The following is a 19,662-nucleotide window of genomic DNA, read 5'->3' on the forward strand; positions in this document are numbered from 1 at the left end:
CTCAGTGAAATCATTGTCCGGACAAACCAAGGCGGTTTGGATTTGCCTCGCCTTGGCATTGTCCTCGCCAGCGGGCGCTCAGAGCGACAAGATGACGCCGATTGCCATTCCGGCGCAACCGAATGCGATCACGCTCGATACCGGCAAACTGCCTGGCGCAACTGCGCCTGAGTCCTGGCACTCGCAATACGGCAGCAAATTCGCACGAAACGTGACCGTTGCAACACTCACCCCATTCCTGCCCGATCCAGCCAAGGCAAACGGCACTGCGGTCATCGTCGCACCGGGCGGAGGGTTCATGACCCTGTCGATGGAAAACGAAGGCTGGGATGTCGCGAAAGCGCTCGCCGCGCACGGCGTTGCAGCATTTGTGCTCAAATATCGCCTCAACCAGACACCGGCAGACATGGCCGGCTTTGAAAAATCCATGCGCGACATGTTCTCCGGAACTGCGAAACGGCCTCCCCAGCCGGAAGATGCTTCAACACGGCTCGCGCCTCAGCTTGCCGATGCGCGCGCGGCGTTCGCCCTTGTTCGCAGCCATGCGAAGCAATGGCATGTCGACCCGAACCGCGTAGGGATGGTCGGATTCTCCGCTGGTGCGATGCTGACCCTCTCCACCGAGCTTGCCGAAAATGGCGCCAATCCGGCATTCTTGGGCATCATCTACGGACCGCTCGCCTCGGTGACCGTCCCAGCCAACGCCCCGCCGCTGTTCGTCGCCCTTGCCGCCGATGACCCATTTTTCGGCAACGGAGGGTTTGGCCTAATCGACAGCTGGCGCAAGGCCAAGAAGCCGGTCGAATTCCACCTGTTCGAACAGGGCGGTCATGGCTTCGGGATGTACCAGAAAGACACCACCAGCACGGGTTGGTTCAACGAATTCCTGCTGTGGATGAAAATGCACGGTTGGCTGAGGCCAGCTCAACCAACGCATTGAACCGGGAAGGCGCGGTAATCAGTGGGCGGGGGCAGGCCATCCTGTCCCCGCATCGATCGCTGCGCCCCCTCACCCTTATTGCCTTGTCGCTGCGATCGCGGCATTGGCCGCCAGAATATACGCTGAGGTCGTGCTGACAGTGTATTCGTTCTCGAACCACAGGAACGGCCAGTCGGTTTTCAATTCGGGGAAATCGGGCTTGATGATCAGAACACCGGGCACGAGCCCTCCGGCAACAAAGCTGTAGTCTGCGCGATTGTGGCCATAGCCGATCAGTTTCGATTGTGTACCGACAGTCGAAACCAGCGAAAGATTGTTCGCCGGGTGGCGGCCCAGCAAGTAATCAATCGCATCAAGCGTGTAATGCGTGTCGACCAGCTTCGGGAAAGCGCGGTGCAGCATGTACATGTTGAAGCCGAACATTGCGACCTGATGTGACCCGGCCCAGGATCCATCCGCGATCGGAACGCCGAACGGATTTTTGGTGGCCTGCTCATCCGCCTTCTGCTTGAGCGCTTCGACCAGTGGCACCAGCTGCTGCTTATAGGCAGGCCCCATGAAAGGAATCGCGCGTACAGCCGGGCCACTGATCCATTCGAAGTGCTGGCCGATCTGTGCCATCAGTTTCTCGAGCCGCGCTTTGTAAACTGCATTGCCATCGGTTGCGATCAGCAGCTCGATCGTGGCACTCGCATCGGCCAACTCCAAGGGCTCACGGCTGCCACGCCCATCGCTGGAGTCAGCATTAGGGCCAAACTTGTCGCGCTGGGCCTGCCAAAGGTCCTTGGCTGCCGACAAGGCTTCTGACGCCATTTGGGGATCAGTTGCCTTCAGCGCGCGGCTCGCGCTGGCCAGTGCGCCGACCATCGCCAAATCGTTGGCGGGATAATCAGTGGTAAAGGCCCAACGATCATCCGGCTTACCTGAATAATCGCCCTTGGTTTCGTTCTTTCCGAGCTTGGGATCGTAAATCCGGCCATCCGTTTGCGACGCGGCATCGCCAAGGTGCGTATATTGCTTCAGCGTCGGAGACACAATTCCAACGATCGCGTGGCCGAAGACCTTGTATTGCGCCAGCAGCTGCAGCGTGCCGTGCCGGATCTGCTGAATTGAGTCCTGAACGCCATCCGGCTTCCTGATTTGCACATGCCGCGCCGCTTCGTCCACGCTTGTCTCGTCCCAGTCGAGCCCGAACAATTCCTTGCCCCAGACGAGATCGCGCACGACTGCCGAATTACTCGGAGTCTGAATGTCGTAGTCCCCCGCATCCTGCCATCCACCGACATCGAGGCCGGGGATGTGCTCGCCGGGCTTGAACGGCGAATCGAGTTCGCTGCCCATGTGATAACCGTCAAAGTGGGTGATATTGGGCGGGGCTTGGCGTGCATCGTCGAGGTGCGAGGTGCCTTGCCAGATCCGGTACTGCTCGCGCACCCGCATGTGATCCATCTGCTCTGCGAGATAGGTGTCGAGCGAGGCTTGCCAGATATGATCATAGGCGTCGGGCGAAATGCGGAACGGCGCGGTCGTCTGGCCGCCATATGATATCTCGTACAAACCCGGATCGCGAACCGACGAAAAATCGAAGGTGGCATAGCGATAGCGCAGCCATTTGCCCCACGGATTGGTTGAGGCGGTCAACACTGGTTTGGGCTGTCCGCCAGGTGTCAGCTTCAGCAAGGTAGCTTCGCCTGGTGCCTGAAAATTCGGATCCATCTCGATCACGGCCACCTTGCTTCGGCCCGGCGTATATCCGGCCTGATTGTACGAGACGACCGGCTTGCGCACCCAATTGGCGATGATGTTCGGACGCACATGCCACACTACCGCGTCCTTGCTGGCGCCAGCGGCGATCAGAGACCGGACGACGAACCAGCCGTTCTGCGCCCGGTTTCGGGCATCGTAGAGCGCGAGCGGCCCCTTGTCCGAAGTGATCGTGATCCGCGTGTCGGGATCTTCGGGCGAAAGGGTGATGGCATGGCCGCCCGAAGCCAGCGGCTGGGGATCACCCGAACCGTCGCGCTGCATCGGTCCGTCGGCATCGCGCGGGAACAGACCCGGTGCATTGTCGAGGTAGAAGGTCTTGCCGAAATAGGCAGTGGGAATGAAATCAAGATTGAACCCCGCCTTTCCCGCAAGTGCGGAGGGCAGTGGCTTGTCAAGATCGACGGCAATGCGAAATCCATCCCCCTCGGGCGTAACGCGAATGTGATAGCTGAGGTCGACTGCCTTGTAATCGGCACGAACGACGATCTGGTTGGCAGTCTTATCGATCGTGCGATCGATGAAATTGGGCACCGGGTCCCACTGCTCAGGCGTAGGATTGAGCCGAACATCGCCATCGGCGGCGATCCGCTGGTCGTGCAGGACGATCTGGATTCCGCCATTCTTCTCGTCGAAGAAGATCGGGCTCCAGGGATTCTGATCCACGACGACGCTGACCCCGCGGCCTTCCAGCGTGCCTGCTGGAGAAATGGAAAGATCCGATCCGTTGGCGGCATGGACCGCAGCAATTGGGCTCGTCGCCACCAGCAAAGCCGCGCTGACCTTCTTCAACATCCCTATCTCCCGTCCTAGTTATTTTTGGTAGCGCTATCATGACTCCATTCGGAAGCTCTTGCAATAGTCAGACTAATGGGTTGGAATGCGCCGATGGCGTGAAGAGATTTAACCTGCGCCAACGAATTGCGACGGGCAGAGGGAGTGACGACAGATGACAATATTGGGCCGCAAATATGGACGCCGCTCGGTTGCGCTCGGCCTGGGGCTGGGCGCGGGTGCATTCGGACTACTTGGCGGCGTTCCGGCTGTCGCAGGGAGCATCGGAAAGGCGGACAGCGACGAGGCGCTGCTGGCACCAGTCAATCCAGAACTGCGCAAATACGCCAGGCCGATGCTCGCGTGGCGCAAGGGGCCTCCCCTCTCACAAACCTACCAAGCGATCCGCGAGCAGACGCAAAGCGCGATGCCTGCGCCTCTTCCCGATATCCCGGTATCGACCCAGGTTATCGAGGTGCAGGGCGGGCTTCCCGCAGTCACAGCCTATGTCATCAACGCCGGCGGCAAAAATCGTCCAGCCATTCTGCACACGCATGGCGGCGGGTTCGTGCTGGGAAGCGCAAAGTCGGAAATTCCGGCCAAACAGGCGATGGCCAGGGATTTAGACTGTGTCATCGTCACAGTGGACTACAGCCTCGCCCCCGAAGCGACCTATGCAGTCTCGGCCGAGCAGAACTACGCGGCGCTCAAATGGCTTTATCATCAAGCATCCGAACTCGGTGTCGATCCGCAGCGGATCGCAGTCATGGGAGAGAGCGCAGGCGGTGGGCACGCCGCACTGCTGGCGATCACCGCCCGCGATCGCGGGGAGGTGCCGGTCGCGTTCCAATGCCTCATCTATCCCATGCTCGACGACCGCACCGGCAGCACCCGAATTCCGCCCAAGCCGATCGGCGAATTGTCCTGGGATGCGCCTTCCAACCGTTTCGGTTGGCGGTCGTTTCTTGGCCAGGCTCCAGGCGGGGCGTCGGTGCCGGTTTGCGCCGTTCCCGCGCGGACCAGAAGTTTGGCGGGCCTGCCGCCAGCATTCATCGGTGTGGGATCGATCGATCTGTTCGTTGACGAGGATGTCACCTATGCTAGGCGGCTCATCGATTCAGGGATAGAAACCGGGCTGCATGTGGTGCCCGGCGCATTTCATGGATTCGACGGAGCCGCGCCGGAAACGTCGGTAGCCAAGCAATTCACCGCAGCAAAATTGAACGCGCTGCGGCGCGCGTTTGCCGCGCCGATTGCGTCCGATTGATCGGTCTACACAGCTTCGCGCGGTATTACCGCCTCGCCAAGTGCAGAGGCGGTCCTATTCCGGCAGACGGAACACCTCGCTGGTCGCGAAGCTGGACGTCTGGACCGGAACATCGGTTCCCGGCTGCCCCGAACCGACACTGACCTCGTACCGCCCGGCCATTACTTCGCGCTGTCCATCAGGGGTGACCGCGCTCAGATCGCGCGGGCTCAGGGAAAAGCTGATCCGCTTCGCTTCACCCGGTTGCAAATGTACCCGCTGGAACCCGCGCAGGGCAATGTTCGGTGCGCCCGGCTGATTGGGAAAGCGCAGATAAAGCTGGGCCACTTCATCACCTGCACGCTGCCCAGTGTTGCGCAGTTGCGTCGTCACCCGAAGGCCATGTTCCGCCCCACCTGCGGCTGGTTCGATCGACAGCGGACCATAGGAAAAACTCGTGTAGCTGAGGCCGTAGCCAAACGGATAGACCGGTTTGCCGGTAAAATAGCGATATGTCCGGCCCTTCATGCGGTAATCGTCGAACGGCGGCAGATCGGCCACGCTGCGATAGAATGTCAGCGGCAGGCGACCGGCCGGATTGACCTTGCCCGACAGGACATGCGCGACTGCCAGACCGCCCGACTGCCCCGGATACCACGCTTCCAGAATGGCCGAGGCATTCTGCTTGGCCCAGGAAAGGTCCAGCGGACTTCCGTTCATCGTCACCACGATCAGCGGTTTGCCGGTCGCCTTCGCCGCCTCCAGCAAAGTCTGCTGATCGGCGGGTATATCGAGATTGGTCTTATCCCCGCCCTTGAAGCCCGGAACCTGAACAGGCGATTCCTCGGCCTCCAGATCGGACGTCAGCCCCACCACGGCGATTATTACATCCGCGTTCGCAGCGGCTTGCCGCATCGTGGCAACCGGATCGCTCGACACGCGCTTCCACGCCAGGCCGACACCGGCATCGCCCGTTTGGGCAACGCCGGTAATCTCGATCTTATATCGGTGCCCCTTCTCAAGCCTGATAGTCTTCATGGTCGGCAGGCTACCCCAGGGCGCGTTCGCCAGATCGACGAAAGGCTTGCCTTCAAAATGCATCGATCCACTCATGAAGCCCGACAGGCCCAGCCGGAATAGCCCGCTTTCCGGAGGCACCAGATAGCCGCTCCACACCACCCGATGATGGTCGGAGACTTGTGCAAGGTCGAGACTATGCCCCCCAACGCTTTCTTCGCGCCGGGTTACGACCGGGTCGTTGGCATAGGCCAAAGTCTTCTCGTAAGCGGCGCGCTGATCCGGAGTGAACGTAGCAGGCGCAGTGCCAATTGCGTTGTAATAGCGTGCGGTCAGGCCCGGCTTGCCGTCGGCTGTGCGCAACGCCGTCGCGGGTACAGGATCGCCATCCGTTACCGATTCGCCAAACGGGGCATAGCTGACCGAAACCGATGGCAAGGCGTGGCGCAAGCCGTCGACCACCGAGATTGGCGGAGCTGAATATGGCGATGAATAATTGCCGCGCAGGACGCGGGTTGCATCGCCCAGGGGACCGATAACCGCAATGCGTTTGACCGATTTGGCCAGCGGAAGAATGCCGTTGTTCTTGAGCAGGACAAGACTCTCTTCTGCAGCCTTCAAAGCCAGTTCGCCGTGAGCAGCGGTGCCGACGTCGGCAATCGATGAGGAGGCCGTGCTGAGGGGACGCACACCCGGCAAGTCGCCATTGCGCAATCTTGCCGAAAACAGCCGTACCAGCGCACGGTCGACATCACCCACCGTGATCAGACCGCGATCAAGCGCTTCGCGATAGCGATCATCCAGACCAGCCGTATCGGACAGCGTCGCTGTGTTGCATTCGTTGTCGACACCATGACGAATAGCTGCGGTGACGGCGGTGGCCTGATCGGGCGCGTATTTGTGCGTGTCCGCAATGTCCTTGACCGCATCGCAGTCGGATACGACGTAGCCTTGGAACCCCCATGCTCCGCGTAAATGATCGTCGAGCAGTTCGTTGCTGGCGCAAGCAGGCTGTCCGTCGATCCGGTTATAGGCGCACATGATCGAGCCCGCCTTTGCCTCGACGATCGCGGCACGGAATGCGGGCATGAAGGTGTCTTCCAGATCGTGCCGCGATACGAAGATATTGGCCTTGTGACGGGTTCCTTCCGGACCGCTATGCACGGCGAAATGCTTGGGTGTGGCAATCACATTGGGCAGGTCCGGATCGGGACCTTGAATCCCTTCGATGAAGGCGACCCCCATGCGTGAGGTCAGAAATGGGTCCTCACCATAGGTTTCCTGTCCCCGTCCCCAGCGCGGATCGCGAAAGATGTTGATGTTGGGGGACCAAGTGTCGAGCCCGGTCCCGATCCGTCCCATCCGCCCGGTCTTGCGGGCAAGCGCGTGGAGCCCACGCAGTTCGATGCTGATGTCGCCCGCCACCGACTTGACCAGCGGCGCATCGAAGCTGGCACCCAGACCGATCGGTTCGGGAAAATTGGTCGTCGGCACCGTACCAAGTGCGCCGTGCAGGGATTCGGTCCACCAATTGTAGGCCGGAATGCCAAGGCGCGGAATTGCCGGAGCCGTATTCAACAGTTGCTTCAGCTTCTCATCCAGCGTCATTTTCGCGACCAGCTGGGCGGCGAGTTGATCAGCGTGCGCGCGCACCGGCGCGACTGCCGCCGTGTTGTCGCTATCCCCGGGGGCCGTTGCCGACAGCGTATGCATCGGCCATGCCAGCGCCGATGCGACGACGAATGCTGAAGCCAGCAATTGTGTTCGCTGAAACCGGATTTTCTGCACTGCGTACCCTCTCGATCGTTCTGGCTTGCGCGCCAGACTTGCGCGGCCCTTGCCGACTGATGTGTGTGTTCGCGTCAAACCGGCTGAAGGCCGAAATCGACGATCTTTCGAATCAAATCCCTGTGGCGTGGCAATCCCGCTCGTAGCCGTTCTGTCTGAACCGCATTCTGCCGCAACTCGCTGTGCGCCTGACGTGTTTCGCCCGCCAGCATCGCAGGATCCACCCGGGTGCGAAATCCCATGCCATAGAGCACGTATTGATAGCTGGCCGGCGGGAAGACCTCTTCCACCCGATCGAATTCGTCATGGAACCAGGGCGCCTGATATTCCCACAGCAGCATCAGTTCCTGCAACCGGTCTGGGATCGATCCGGGACGAACATTGTCGCACCAGAAATCGCTGTCACGGCGCTGTGTGAGGACATAGTGCAGCTTCAGAAAGTCGATGATCCGGCCCCAACGGTAATCCGTGGTTGCGTTGAAGCGCTTGGAGATGACATCCATCACTTCGCGGCAGGCAGGCATCTGCTCTGCGATGAGCTTTGCCGAAAGCTCGATTAACACGATTGCCGACGCCTCGAGCGGTTCGAGAAAACCGGCGGCGAGCCCGATAGCGACGCAATTGCGCTTCCAGAAAGTCTCGCGCCTCCCGGCACGAATGGGGATTTTGCGGAACGATAGTTGGTCGCCCGACGGGCCGAGGTATGTCCGCAGCTCGCGCTCGGCATCATCGTCATCAATGTGCCCGCTGGAATAGACATAGCCGATGCCGCGGCGGCTAGGCAGACCGATATCCCAGATCCAACCTGCTGATTGTGCAGTCGATATCGTCTGTGACGCTATCGGCGAATCTTCGCTCTCATAAGGCATCTGAACCGCCAGAGCGGTATCGCAGAACAGGACGTCGTCGCATCCCTTGAACGGGACTCCCAGCGCTTCACCGATAAGCAGGGCCTTGAAGCCGGTGCAGTCGACGAACAAGTCGCCTTCGATCTCACCTGCCTGTTCAGTCATGACCGAATGGATGTCGCCGTCCTCGGTCATCGCGACCTTCTGGACATCGGCAAGGACATGTCGAACGCCGAGCTTTTCAGTGCAATGACGCTGGAGGAAGGGAGCGAACTTGCCCGCATCGAGATGGTAGGCGTAATTGGCAAGCGCCTCGAACTCGGGCGTCGTCAGCGTCTTGGGCGCAAGCCCATCGTCGCAAATGCGCCCTTGGGGGCAGACCGCATCGCAGAAGCTGGTGCCATTGCCGCCCTCCAGCCAGTGCGGCACCAGATTGAGGCGGGAAAATCCCTGCGGCAGCATCAGCGGATGATAATAGGCATCGTCCGGGGCACCGGTCGTCCAGCCCGCAAATTTCGCGCCCTGCTTGAAGGCCGCATCGCATTCACGGAAGAAATCGGTTTCCGATACGCCAATACGCGCAAGCGTTGTCCTCAGCGTAGGCCAGGTCCCCTCCCCCACGCCGATAATAGGAGTGTTCGGCGATTCGACAAGCGTCACGGAAAAACCGTGCGGCATCCGGCCCTTGTGCTTTGCCGCGATAATTCCGGCGGTCAGCCAACCGGCCGTCCCGCCGCCCACGATAACGATGCGCTTAACTGGTTTCATACGAAATACCGGTCAGGTTGATGGGAGGATGCAGGATAGCCCACGTCCTCCCATCCTTCCACTTTCTAGAACCGGTACCGAACTCCGGCGGTAATCCGGCGTCCATAACCGTAGACGTCGAGCAGCTGGTTCGAAAACCGGCCATGCGTGCTCTGCGTCTCGTTAGTCAGATTGGTGACTTCCCCGAACACATTGATCGCAGGCGTAATCTGATAGCTTGTGCTGAGATCGATCTGCGTGCTCGCATTGACGAAGGTTGGTTCTGTCCCGAACTGGCTGGTGTTCTGCACCTGATTGAACTGGAGCAGATATTCGTCACGCCAGTTGACCGCGGCCCGGAACTCGAAACCATATTTGTCGAAGAAGCCGACGAAGTTGGCCGAATTGGCAAGCCCCGTAACGGCAAAACCGCTCTGCGATATGTCGTTTGGATCATAGGGCTTATTCGTATCGACGAATGTGGCGTTGGCGATGAAGCCGAAGCCACTGTCGCCGAAGGTGTGCTGCAAGGCAAGTTCGACACCACGTACCGTCGCGTCGGGGCCGTTGACCTGTTGTGTCACGGCGAAGACAGCTGGCTGCCCGGTCGACGGATCGATCACTCCGTTAATCGTCTGCCTCGTAGTGCCGCCAATGATGAAATTGGAGACGTTCTTGAGGAAGAAGTCGACCGACAGATACGAGTTGCGCTGATAATACCATTCCGCCGCAAGGTCGAAGTTATCCGACAGATACGGCATCAGATTGGGATTGCCCCCATTGGCCGTCAGCGCGTTGAGTCGCTGACCGGTCCCCACGTTCAACACCGGCGTCAGCAAGTTTAGCGTTGGCCGGGTGAGCGTCCGTGAAGCATCGAAGCGCAGGATCAAATTGTCGGTCAAACCCAGCTTCGCGTCCAGCGCAGGAAGCAAATAACTGTAGTTGTTCTTGTTGGTCACCATCGATTGCGGACCGAAGTTGACGGTTAGAAGAGTCGGATCGGTGTCGCTGGGAGTTATCGAAATCGGCAGCTGGCCGAGCCCAGTTGACGTGAGGTGAGTGTTCTCTTCCCTCACACCGGCGTTGAGCGTAAATGGCATATTGCCAATGTCAGCCGTAAAGCGTGCCTTGAAATAAAGCGCCCAGGTCTTCTCGTTGATATTCCGGAAGCTCCCGACGTCATTGGCAACATCGAATGTGCCGGTAAATGCAGTGCCGCAGCAGCTGTAGTTATAGCCAGGAATATTGGTCGTTTGCGGATTGCCGAGGCTTGTCAGGTAAGCTTGATAAGCCGGACCGGAAAAATTGATCAAGGTTGGCGGCAACATCCCGCTGAAACCTGGAATGAAGTTGTCGGTGCTTACCATACCTTGATAAAGGCTGGTCGGGATCGATACGCCACCGGAAGTACCCGAAGCCGGACCGTAGCCCGAATAGGCCTGCCAGAAGTTGTTGGCGAAGGTGTTTGCACTGCGGAACTCGAACGTGTCGTCGAGATATGAGCCGCCAATCCACAACGTGAGATTGTCACTACTCCACTTCGCCCCGAGTCGGCCCTGCTTCAGCACATCAGTGTTCTTATTGGCAATGTTGACTGTAACGTGTGAGCCAATAGCGGACGTGTCAGCCCAGCGGCTCGGGTCGCTGTTAACGCCGAAATTAGACAACGACGGGAAGCTGTTCTTGCTGTCTCCGTTGATCGAATATTCGAGGTCCGGCCCGATCCCGAAACCGTAGCCGATGTCGGCGTCCCGCTCGTTGACGCGCCCATCCGGGTTCAGCCAGCTCTTGGAATAGGAGCCGTCGGCCTCGATTTCGAGATTGTCGTTGACGTTCCATTTGATGTTGAGGCCGGTCTGGTTTGTCCGGCGCACGTTGCTCTGCGATCCGGCCGTAAAGTCGGTCTGCGAATTTGCCTGAGTGAAGTCGAGCGGCACACCGTTTTCGTCGAGCTTCACATTACGAAGCGAGCCCTGATTGAACCAGAAGCCAAAGCCGAAAGTGTCGGTGTTTACCCGTTGGTCGGAGAAATTGTCATCCAAGGTAACCAGAAGATTGTCCGACGGCTTCCATTGCAACGCGATTCGCGCATCTACGCGCTCGTCCTTCGTATAGGACTGCTGCGCGCCATATTGCTGCGGGAAGAAGCCGACCACATTTTGGCGGTTATTGGGATCTGCCCAGGCAGTCGAAGTTGAATCGCTAGTCGGCGAACATGTCGCTGCACTGGCATTCCCCGCCAATTGACAAGGCGCGTAATAGCCACCCGGGAAACCGTGGTTATAGACGTTGTTCGTCCGCGTATCATGGCGCGTGTAGATGACATCGGCCAAGATACCGAAAGTGTCGTCGGCAAAGGTATCGCTGAACAGCAGCCCGCCGGCAGGCACGATCTTCTTCGCGTAGTTCTGAGTCGACCCAGATGCAGTGGCGGCGATATGCAGTCCCGGCCGATCGAAAGGCTTGGGATAAGCGATATTGACTGTTGCCCCGATCGAATTGGAGCTCACTGCAACATCTGGAGTCTTGTAGACCTGCAAGGCACCAATGAAGTCCGAACCGACCGTACTGAAGTCGATCGAACGTCCACCTGTTGCTGTCGAGAGCTTACGTCCATCGACCAAGGTCTCGTTGAAGTCTCCGCCAAAACCACGCACGGAAATACCATTGGCGTCGCCACGAACACCGTCGCGCTGGATCGAAATACCAGGAAGGCGCTGAAGCGATGCCGCCACGTTGGAATCGGGAAACTTGCCGATATCCTCGGACGAAATGACATCGATAATGCCCGACGCATTGCGCTTTTCATCGAGGTTCCGCTGTAGCGAACCACGGATGCCCGTAACAATGATAACATTGTTTGGATCCGCTGTTGCAGTCGACGAGTCTGTCGTCGAAGTCGCCGCAGTTGAATTGTCCTGCGACGTCGACGCATCTTGGGCAAATGCAGGCGAGGAGCCAACTAATGCCAGTGCGCTTGAAACGGTTAGAGCCAAAACGCTCTTTCGACGGCGCCAAGCCAACGACGAATGCCGATTAAAGCCAGTCATTCTATCCTCCCATATTCACCGACCGATTTGATTCGGTTCGGTTGTCGTTTTCAGTTCGACTCATTCCGCGTCAGGGCAGTTGGTCAGCCGGACACACCAACAATTTGGCGACTGGCACCTGATCCTTGGACACGTTATAGTCGGACAATAACATTGCATGGTAGCGCTATCAATAGGGATTTATCATCCTGGCTGAATAATGCCGCAACTTGGCCTGCATTCAGTCATCGGATAATCATCAAGCAGACGCTCGGCACCGGTCGTACGTGTTGCAGAAGCAACGGGAGTTAAAAGTGAAACTGGAAGCATTAGATTGCGAAACGCATGCAGAGCTGCGCCTGAGTCGCCGCGTGCCGGATATTCCTCATTTCGTGGAAATTGTTGCCAGCGAGTTCGTGTCCGCCGCCACATGTTGCCCGATTTTCTTCACCAAGAGTCCAGAAACCGGTGCGTTTTATGTCGGTGCCCTGTTTGGCTTCAAACCAGGCGAAAATCTAGTCGCCGCCGGCAACAGTGGACCTCCGGCATTTATCCCACTGGATCGACAGCGCGCCGGATTCTTCGTGTCGGGCGATCACATTGCCGTCGACCTTGACGACCCGCGCCTATCCAGTTCGGAACAGTCTGCGGAACAGCTTTTCGATAGCGATGGACAGCCTGCCCCCGCCTTGAGACAGATTCAGCGTCAGCTGACAGCATTGGTCGAAGGTAAGCACGAAACTGATATATTTATCAATGATTTACTTAAACTTAAGCTGATCGAGCCAATCGACGTTTCGCTCCGTTTCGACGATGGAGAGCAGATGACGTTGGAGGGGCTTTATACCGTCAGCCTGGATGGGCTGGCAGAGATCGACGATGCCGACGCTCTGCGACTGTTCCGCAATGGTCATCTGCAACTGGCTTACGCGATCAACGCCTCTCTCAAGCAGGTCGCGGTGCTGGCCGAGAGGCGAAATCGACTTCTCGCCGAGATATGAGGAACACAGCCAAATCCGACGTCCAGGCCTGGAATGGGCCGTTGGCGAACGACTGGGAAACTTTCCGGGGCGATGTCGCTGTAAATTGCGTGCCTGTCGTTTTCCGGCAAGCGCTCAACGACTGGCCTGTCATACAAACAGCCCGTCGTTCACGGAATGATTTGACTGACTATTTGCGAGCACATGCGACCGGCAATAGGGTACAGCTATTCTGCGGTGCACCGGACATCACGGGGCGCTATTACTACGACGATAATCTCGACGGGTTCAATTTCGATCGCAAGATTGCAACGATCGCCAATTCGCTCGATTACATCATGGCCTGTGTCGCCGATACCAAGCTTGGGACTGCCTATCTCGGCTCCTTACCGGCAGACAGCAACTTTCCCGGATTTTCCGATGAGAACACGGTAGCCTTCCTGCCTGAAGGGGTCGAGCCGCGAATCTGGATAGGCAACGCGTCCAGCGTGGCGTGCCATTACGACACCTTCGACAACCTTGCCTGCGTCGTGGCGGGGCGCCGGACCTTCACTCTCTATCCGCCGGAAGCAATCGGCGATCTCTATGTCGGCCCGATCGACCATACTATGGCAGGGCAGCCGGTAGGGCTTGCGGTCCAGGCTCCATCTGGTGACCCACGTTATCCGCGCTTTGAGAGTATCCGCGAGCACGCCCTCGAGGTTACGCTTGAACCGGGCGACGCCCTCTATCTGCCAAAACTGTGGTGGCATCAGGTGGAAGCGAGCGAACCGCTCAATATGCTGGTCAATTACTGGTGGGATGGATTTAGCGCAGGGCCGGATGCACCTTTGACAACACTTATGCTCGCAATGATTGCCATTGCCGAACGACCAGAGCGCGAGAGAGCGGCGTGGCACACGTTTTTTGATCACTATGTTTTTCGACCCGAACGCCATCCGCTGGAGCATCTGCCCCCGGACAAGCACGGAATTCTGGGGCCGTTGTCTGAAGGCAATTACCGCAAGGTTCGCGCAGCTGTAATGCAGATGCTGCGCGGCGTTTAGCGAATCGAAGCCGTAATGCGGTCGCGGAAAAGTGGCGGACACGCCATCTGACGTGTCCGCCCAGTCATTCATCCCGAGGGAAGGAAGTTTCCTAGGATGAGCTCGAAAACTCGAATATCGCAACGGAAGTAGGCGGCACCTCCAGCGCGTTGTCGAAGGCCTGAACCTGCTGCTTCTGGATGGTCACGCCCGACGTCTCTCCAACCTTGTTCGCCGCATCAATGGATGTTCCAGTGAGCAGCCAGCGCAAGCCCTTGCCATGCAACGATATACCGGAGAGCTGAACGGAAACCCGACGCTTTTCATAGGTTGGATTGACGACCGCGATTTTCAGTGTCCTGCCATCACCAGAAAGCCCGGCGATCATGTCGAGCGGATAGGTGGCGCTGCCCGCTTTCACCTGCGGGTGGTCATAACCGACCGAGTATTTGGGATCGGGCTGCGGCGAATTGCCGGTGACAGCCAGCGGCACCGTGCCTGCCCCGAAATGCTCTCCATAAAGTTTGAACACGAGGCCGGTCGTGTTGAGCACAGCGCCTGTCGGCGTGATATCCATGGTCGATGCGCCGGTGGTGAATGCGCTCATCTTCAGGAAATCGGTGTGGCGGAGCATTTCCTGCATGACCATCGAATAGGCGAGCGCCGATTTGAGCGTGGCTGGCCCGAAATAGGCATATTCATCTATCGACAGGAAGATGTGATCGGTATCGATCTTGGGAAAGCGCTCGCGATAGATCTGCCACTCGTCCGCCTTCATACGCACTTGGTTCGACGGCGACCGCGCATATTCGATCAGTTCCAGGTCGGGCGGTGCATTGGGACGCTCCTCAGCCCGATCGTACCAGTGTTCGCTGACACCGGAGAAATTTCCCCAGGCTTTCTCGAACAGCCCCCCAGTCCAGTCCTGTTCGGTGCCGAACTTGTGCTGAATGCTGGCGAGCGAAGGATTTTCCTTGGCGTCGCGGGGCTTAAGCTGATCCGGCATTGCGCCGGAACCGATCAACACGATCGACGGATCTTGCGCCCGCATGGCCGCTGCAAAGCGGTTGTGCTTAATCATGAAATAATCGAGCGAAGTCTTGCCAATCTGCCACCAGCCATAAGGTTCGTTGCCGATGTTCCAGAACTTGACGCCATAGGGCTGCGGATGACCATTGGCTGCGCGCTTGGCACCCCATTCGCTCGACGGCGAACCGTTGAGATACTGGACTTCTTCGGCCGCGGAATTGGCATCGCCGAGGCCCGCGTTCACGGTAACATACGGCTGCACGCCAAGGATGCGCGTCAACTCCATCCACTCGTCCATGCCGAGGTCGTTGGGCTGCATGGCGCTCCAAGCGTGATCGAACATCGGAGCGCGCCTGTCACGCGGACCGATTGCCTCGTGCCAATCCCAATCGGACAGGAAATTGCCGCCCGGCAGGCGCCAGAACCCCGAATTGAGAGAGCGCGCAATCGCAGTGGTATCAGCACGCCAGCCGTCGATATTGTCGCTCGGCATCAGTGAAATCGCGTCGATACGGAAATGCCCTGTGCCAGTCCCGGTGATTTCGATCCGGGCTTCACTGTCGCTCGCTGTCGGTTCGAACGAAAAATCGGCGCGGCGCCAATCCGCATCGGGCGTTGGCAGCGAAACCGTCTGTCGATCCCTTACGCCGGGCCCCCAGACCAGCGAAACCTGCACCTTGGCCCCGGGATCCCCGCTGAACCAGAGGTGGCCCAAATAGGTCTTCCCCGCCGCAACGCCGATACCCGACTGGCGCAACCCGCGGGGCGTTGATCCATCGAGCATAACGCTGGGCGACTGCGCGCCTACGAAGGCGTGATTACGGTCCATGACCACCACGCCATCTTCGCCGATAGGCCGCCACTTGCGATAGGTGACACCTGGCCGCCCTTCCGCATTGGGCGGAGGCGGCTTGTCCTGGGCAGCAGAGACGACCGGAAAGTAGAATTTCCGATCATCGAGCATCTCGGCCCACAAGGTGCGTGCAACCAGGGAACCGATTGGTTCGATGAACATGCCATAGGCGTATGGGGTGACCGGTGCGGCGCGTTTGCCGGCGTCGATCGTCGCCGTAACCTTGCCCGGCAGATCAGCCGATGCCGGGCTGGCGTTTGCGACCATGAGGGAGGACAGAAACGCCGCCACGATCCATTTTGAATGCCTTGCCGCCATAACACCCTCCCTATTAGTCTGATAAATAGATAGCGCGGAAAAGGAAGATCCGCCAGATACAAATCGCTTCGCGTTATTTTTTGAGGGCCTAATTTTCGTCTTATTTGCTGTTTTTAAACAGATCTATCACGGAGCAATTGGCCTTGTAGCTCGCTATTTTTTGCGAAGTTTGGTGTGTCGATGATTGACACTCCCGCACATTACCCAGACAAATAAGAGGATGCTTGGGAATCGCAGAGGGGCACATCATGGGTAACGCGTCAGGCCACGATATCAGCGCAACCGTTCGTCACAGTGTTGGATGGCAACGCGTCCATCTCCGGATCGGCAGGCTGGTGCTCTTGATGGTCACCGCGTTGTTTTTCGTACCCGCTTGCGCGCAAGTGGGAACGCACGTCCCCCCGCCAATCAGCAGTGCGCCGCAAGTGACGGTCCAGCGGATCACTGTCCACTCCCCTGCGATCGAGGGGAATCTGGAAGGCGAAAGCCCCGACCGGCACGTGATCGTGATCCTTCCGCCGGGTTACGCCAGCCATCCCCACGCCCGCTATCCGGTGGTTTACGCGCTGCACGGATATTCGATCGGCGCTGAGCAATGGATCAAGGAAATCCACGTCCCCCAGACGATCGAGGGCGCCTATGCCAAGGGAGCGCGCGAATTCATCGTCGTGCTGCCCGACAGCAAAACGATCCACAACGGCTCTATGTATTCAAGCTCGATCACCACGGGTAATTTCGAACGCTTCATCGCACATGATCTGGTGCGCTATATCGACGCGCATTACCGCACCGTTCCACGACGCGAGAGCCGCGGACTGGTCGGCCATTCGATGGGCGGATATGGCGCCACCCGCATCGGGATGAAGCATTCCGACGTATTCGGCGCGCTCTATATCATGAGCCCATGCTGTCTCTCACCACGCGATCCGGCACAGTTCGATCCGGCGGTCATGGCGAAGCTTGCGGCAGTGCCCTCACTGGAGGCGGCGACCAAGCTGAACTGGGGTGAACGCGCCATACTCGCGAGCGCGGCGGCCTGGTCGCCCGACCCGAAAAATCCTCCGCTATATCTCGATCTGCCGATGAAGGACGGGAAGGTCCAAACAGGCGTGATCGCCCGCTGGACGGCCAATGCTCCGCTGGCGTTTATCGATCAGTATATCGACGGCCTGAAACGCTATCGCGCCATTGCGATAGACGTCGGCGACAAGGATGGCCTGCGGTTCGATGCAACGAAGCTGCACGACATCCTCGACAATTATGGGATTGCCAACGGTTTTGAGATTTATCCCGGTACACACACCAGCGATGTCGCATTCCGGTTTCAGAATCATGTGATGCCGTTTTTCAGCAAATATCTTGAATTTGAGGGTAGGCACTGAACGATGCAGCGTAAACATTGGAAATGGGCGGGCGCTGCGGCAATCGCGCTGACGCTGGGGGCATCGGCAATTGCCGGAACCGGAGCGACCGACCCACTTGCACCCAGCGGTCGATGGAGCGCCAATGTCAGCGGCAATGCGCCTTTGCCGCCGATGGGATGGAACAGCTGGAATGCCTTCGGCAGCGCGATCGACGAACGCAAGTTGCTCGCGTCTGCGAATATCATTCGTGAGAGCGGACTGCAGGCAAAAGGATATCGGTATATCGACCTTGACGATGGCTGGTGGCTGAAGCGCCGCCAGTCCAACGGAAAGATCGTGATCCGCAGCAGCGAATTTCCCTCAGCCTTGATGCCCGATGGATCGACGAGCTTCCGCCCGCTGACCGACACATTGCACGCGATGGGATTCAAGGCAGGCATCTATTCTGACATCGGCCGTAACAGCTGCGCACAATTGTACAGCACCGATGGGGTCAACCAGCCGGTCGGAACGCTTGCCGAGCGTGAGGTGGGTCTGTTCGGCCATGTCGACCAGGACATCAGGCTCTATTTCGCTGATTGGGGGTTTGACCTCATCAAGGTCGATGCTTGCGGCATCAGGGCGCTCACCCCGGAGAGCAAATGGGTGAAGTCCGGCCAATTTCGCGCCATGCCGCCACTGGTCGACAGTGGCTCTTTGGGGCGGACGGATATTCCGGCCGTGCGCGCGCTCTATCAATCAGTCGCAACCGCGCTGGCGAAATACAATCCCGATGGCGATTACGTCTATTCCCTGTGCCTGTGGGGCGCAGCCGACGTCCGCGCCTGGGCGAAGGATGTCGGCAACATGTCACGCACCAGTGACGATATCGCACCGACCTGGGGGCGGATGCTGCACAGCCTCGATACCGCTGTGCGCAGGCCATTGTATGCGCATCCCGGCTCGTGGAACGATCCGGACATGCTGTATATCGGCACCGGGGATTTCGATGCCGAGCATCTGACCGCCGCAAGATCGCATTTTGCGCTGTGGGCCATGCTCGATGCTCCGCTGATGATCGGCTATGACCTGCGCAAGGCGGACAAGCCGCTGCTCGATATTTTCGGCAATACCGCGATCATCGCGGTGGATCAGGACCGCGCCGGCAATCAGGCGGTGCTTGCCTTCGATTCCGACGATGTCCAGATCTTGGTCAAGACACTGGCGAGCGGAAAGAAGGCGGTCGCGATCTTCAACCGTACTGCGGCACCGCTCGAGGCGAGCCTGACCGCCTCGCAGCTCAAGTTTCGTCCCGATGCCGATGTTTCGCTTACCGATCTGTGGACGGGGGAAAAGCGGACATTCCAGGACGAGACGAATTTCAAGCTCACCCCGCGCCAGACCCTTATCTTCACCGCAAGCGGGACACGCCGCCTTGCCGACGGTATCTATCTTTCCGAGGAGCCCGGCAGTGTGAATCCCGCCGCCGATGGCGTCGTCGTGCCCCAAGCATCGCCGATGATCTATCGCCCGATCTTCTGGGCAGGCACTCACGGGACCGGCGAACATCCGCGGTATGGCGGCTGGGGCGGGGCCCAGGCCGATCAGACACCCTTTGGGGAGGAGATTGCGCTAGGTGGCAAGCCGTTCGATACCGGAATCGGGATTCTTGCTAACTCCCGCCTCGAAGTTCGCAACGCGGGATATCGCCACTTCAGCGCGATGGTTGGCGTAGATGACAGCGCGCGCAACCGCAGCCAACCAGTCACCTTCCTTGTTTATGGCGATGGCAGGCTGCTCGCCCGGTCGCAACCACAACGCTTTGGCCAGGCGCCAACCCGGTTGACCGCCAATGTGACGGGCATCAAGATCATCGAACTTGTCGCGCGCACGCCTAAGGCCGAACGGTTCCCCGACCCCGTCGCATGGGGTGATGCAGCCCTGACGCGCTGAGCCAGCCG

11 protein-coding genes are annotated in these 19,662 nt (G+C 58.8%); 6 read left to right on the forward strand and 5 right to left on the reverse strand.

Annotation, left to right across the window (positions count from 1 at the left end):
- Positions 1-13 precede the first annotated feature (13 nt).
- The gene (locus tag GRI58_RS05165; RefSeq protein WP_237452126.1) at positions 14-940 is read left to right on the forward strand and encodes an alpha/beta hydrolase; all 927 of its coding nucleotides are present in this window, start codon (positions 14-16) and stop codon (positions 938-940) included.
- A 75-nt stretch (positions 941-1,015) separates the two neighbouring features.
- Here GRI58_RS05165 and GRI58_RS05170 read toward each other — a convergent pair whose 3' ends face one another.
- The gene (locus tag GRI58_RS05170) at positions 1,016-3,499 is read right to left on the reverse strand and encodes a glycoside hydrolase family 9 protein (RefSeq protein WP_160752514.1); all 2,484 of its coding nucleotides are present in this window, start codon (positions 3,497-3,499) and stop codon (positions 1,016-1,018) included.
- A gap of 154 nt (positions 3,500-3,653) precedes the next feature.
- On the opposite strand from GRI58_RS05170, the gene GRI58_RS05175 reads away from it, so the two are divergent.
- A complete protein-coding gene (locus tag GRI58_RS05175) occupies positions 3,654-4,745 on the forward strand; it encodes an alpha/beta hydrolase (RefSeq protein ID WP_160752515.1) in 1,092 nt (363 codons plus the stop codon).
- A 54-nt stretch (positions 4,746-4,799) separates the two neighbouring features.
- Here GRI58_RS05175 and GRI58_RS05180 read toward each other — a convergent pair whose 3' ends face one another.
- The 3 genes from GRI58_RS05180 to GRI58_RS05190 form a co-directional block, all read right to left on the reverse strand.
- Complete coding sequence (locus GRI58_RS05180) at positions 4,800-7,454, reverse strand: glycoside hydrolase family 3 C-terminal domain-containing protein (RefSeq protein WP_160752660.1); 2,655 nt, start codon at positions 7,452-7,454, stop codon at positions 4,800-4,802.
- A gap of 149 nt (positions 7,455-7,603) precedes the next feature.
- Positions 7,604-9,145, reverse strand: a complete 1,542-nt coding sequence (locus GRI58_RS05185; protein WP_160752516.1) for a tryptophan halogenase family protein — start codon at positions 9,143-9,145, stop codon at positions 7,604-7,606.
- A 65-nt stretch (positions 9,146-9,210) separates the two neighbouring features.
- Positions 9,211-12,174, reverse strand: coding sequence for a TonB-dependent receptor (locus tag GRI58_RS05190; protein WP_160752517.1), 2,964 nt, complete (start codon positions 12,172-12,174; stop codon positions 9,211-9,213).
- A 293-nt stretch (positions 12,175-12,467) separates the two neighbouring features.
- Here GRI58_RS05190 and GRI58_RS05195 point away from each other — a divergent pair, with 293 nt between their 5' ends.
- Entirely contained in the window at positions 12,468-13,154 is a 687-nt protein-coding gene (locus tag GRI58_RS05195; protein WP_160752518.1) for a SapC family protein, read from the forward strand.
- Entirely contained in the window at positions 13,151-14,179 is a 1,029-nt protein-coding gene (locus tag GRI58_RS05200) for a cupin-like domain-containing protein (RefSeq protein WP_160752519.1), read from the forward strand. Before GRI58_RS05195 ends, GRI58_RS05200 begins: the two co-directional genes overlap by 4 nt.
- Before the next feature lie 91 nt (positions 14,180-14,270).
- Here GRI58_RS05200 and GRI58_RS05205 read toward each other — a convergent pair whose 3' ends face one another.
- Positions 14,271-16,358: an alpha-L-arabinofuranosidase C-terminal domain-containing protein gene (locus tag GRI58_RS05205; RefSeq protein WP_237452110.1), complete on the reverse strand. Its 2,088-nt coding sequence runs from the start codon at positions 16,356-16,358 to the stop codon at positions 14,271-14,273.
- A gap of 248 nt (positions 16,359-16,606) precedes the next feature.
- Between GRI58_RS05205 and GRI58_RS05210 the strand changes: the two genes are divergently transcribed.
- Complete coding sequence (locus GRI58_RS05210; protein WP_337190885.1) at positions 16,607-17,740, forward strand: alpha/beta hydrolase; 1,134 nt, start codon at positions 16,607-16,609, stop codon at positions 17,738-17,740.
- 3 nt (positions 17,741-17,743) lie between these two features.
- Positions 17,744-19,654 (forward strand): NPCBM/NEW2 domain-containing protein, encoded by a 1,911-nt coding sequence (locus GRI58_RS05215; protein WP_160752520.1) that lies wholly within the window; start codon positions 17,744-17,746, stop codon positions 19,652-19,654.
- The last annotated feature ends 8 nt before the right edge of the window (positions 19,655-19,662 follow it).

The organism is Qipengyuania algicida (genome assembly GCF_009828025.1).
GTDB lineage: Bacteria > Pseudomonadota > Alphaproteobacteria > Sphingomonadales > Sphingomonadaceae > Qipengyuania > Qipengyuania algicida.

Coding starts and splice junctions, on each gene's coding strand:
- GRI58_RS05215 (WP_160752520.1), top strand. CDS start 17,744: ATGCAGCGTAAACATTGGAAATGGGCGGGCGCTGCGGCAATCGCGCTG.
- GRI58_RS05180 (WP_160752660.1), bottom strand. CDS start 7,454: ATGCATACGCTGTCGGCAACGGCCCCCGGGGATAGCGACAACACGGCG.
- GRI58_RS05175 (WP_160752515.1), top strand. CDS start 3,654: ATGACAATATTGGGCCGCAAATATGGACGCCGCTCGGTTGCGCTCGGC.
- GRI58_RS05190 (WP_160752517.1), bottom strand. CDS start 12,174: ATGACTGGCTTTAATCGGCATTCGTCGTTGGCTTGGCGCCGTCGAAAG.
- GRI58_RS05205 (WP_237452110.1), bottom strand. CDS start 16,358: ATGGCGGCAAGGCATTCAAAATGGATCGTGGCGGCGTTTCTGTCCTCC.
- GRI58_RS05210 (WP_337190885.1), top strand. CDS start 16,607: ATGGGTAACGCGTCAGGCCACGATATCAGCGCAACCGTTCGTCACAGT.
- GRI58_RS05185 (WP_160752516.1), bottom strand. CDS start 9,145: ATGAAACCAGTTAAGCGCATCGTTATCGTGGGCGGCGGGACGGCCGGT.
- GRI58_RS05200 (WP_160752519.1), top strand. CDS start 13,151: ATGAGGAACACAGCCAAATCCGACGTCCAGGCCTGGAATGGGCCGTTG.
- GRI58_RS05170 (WP_160752514.1), bottom strand. CDS start 3,499: ATGTTGAAGAAGGTCAGCGCGGCTTTGCTGGTGGCGACGAGCCCAATT.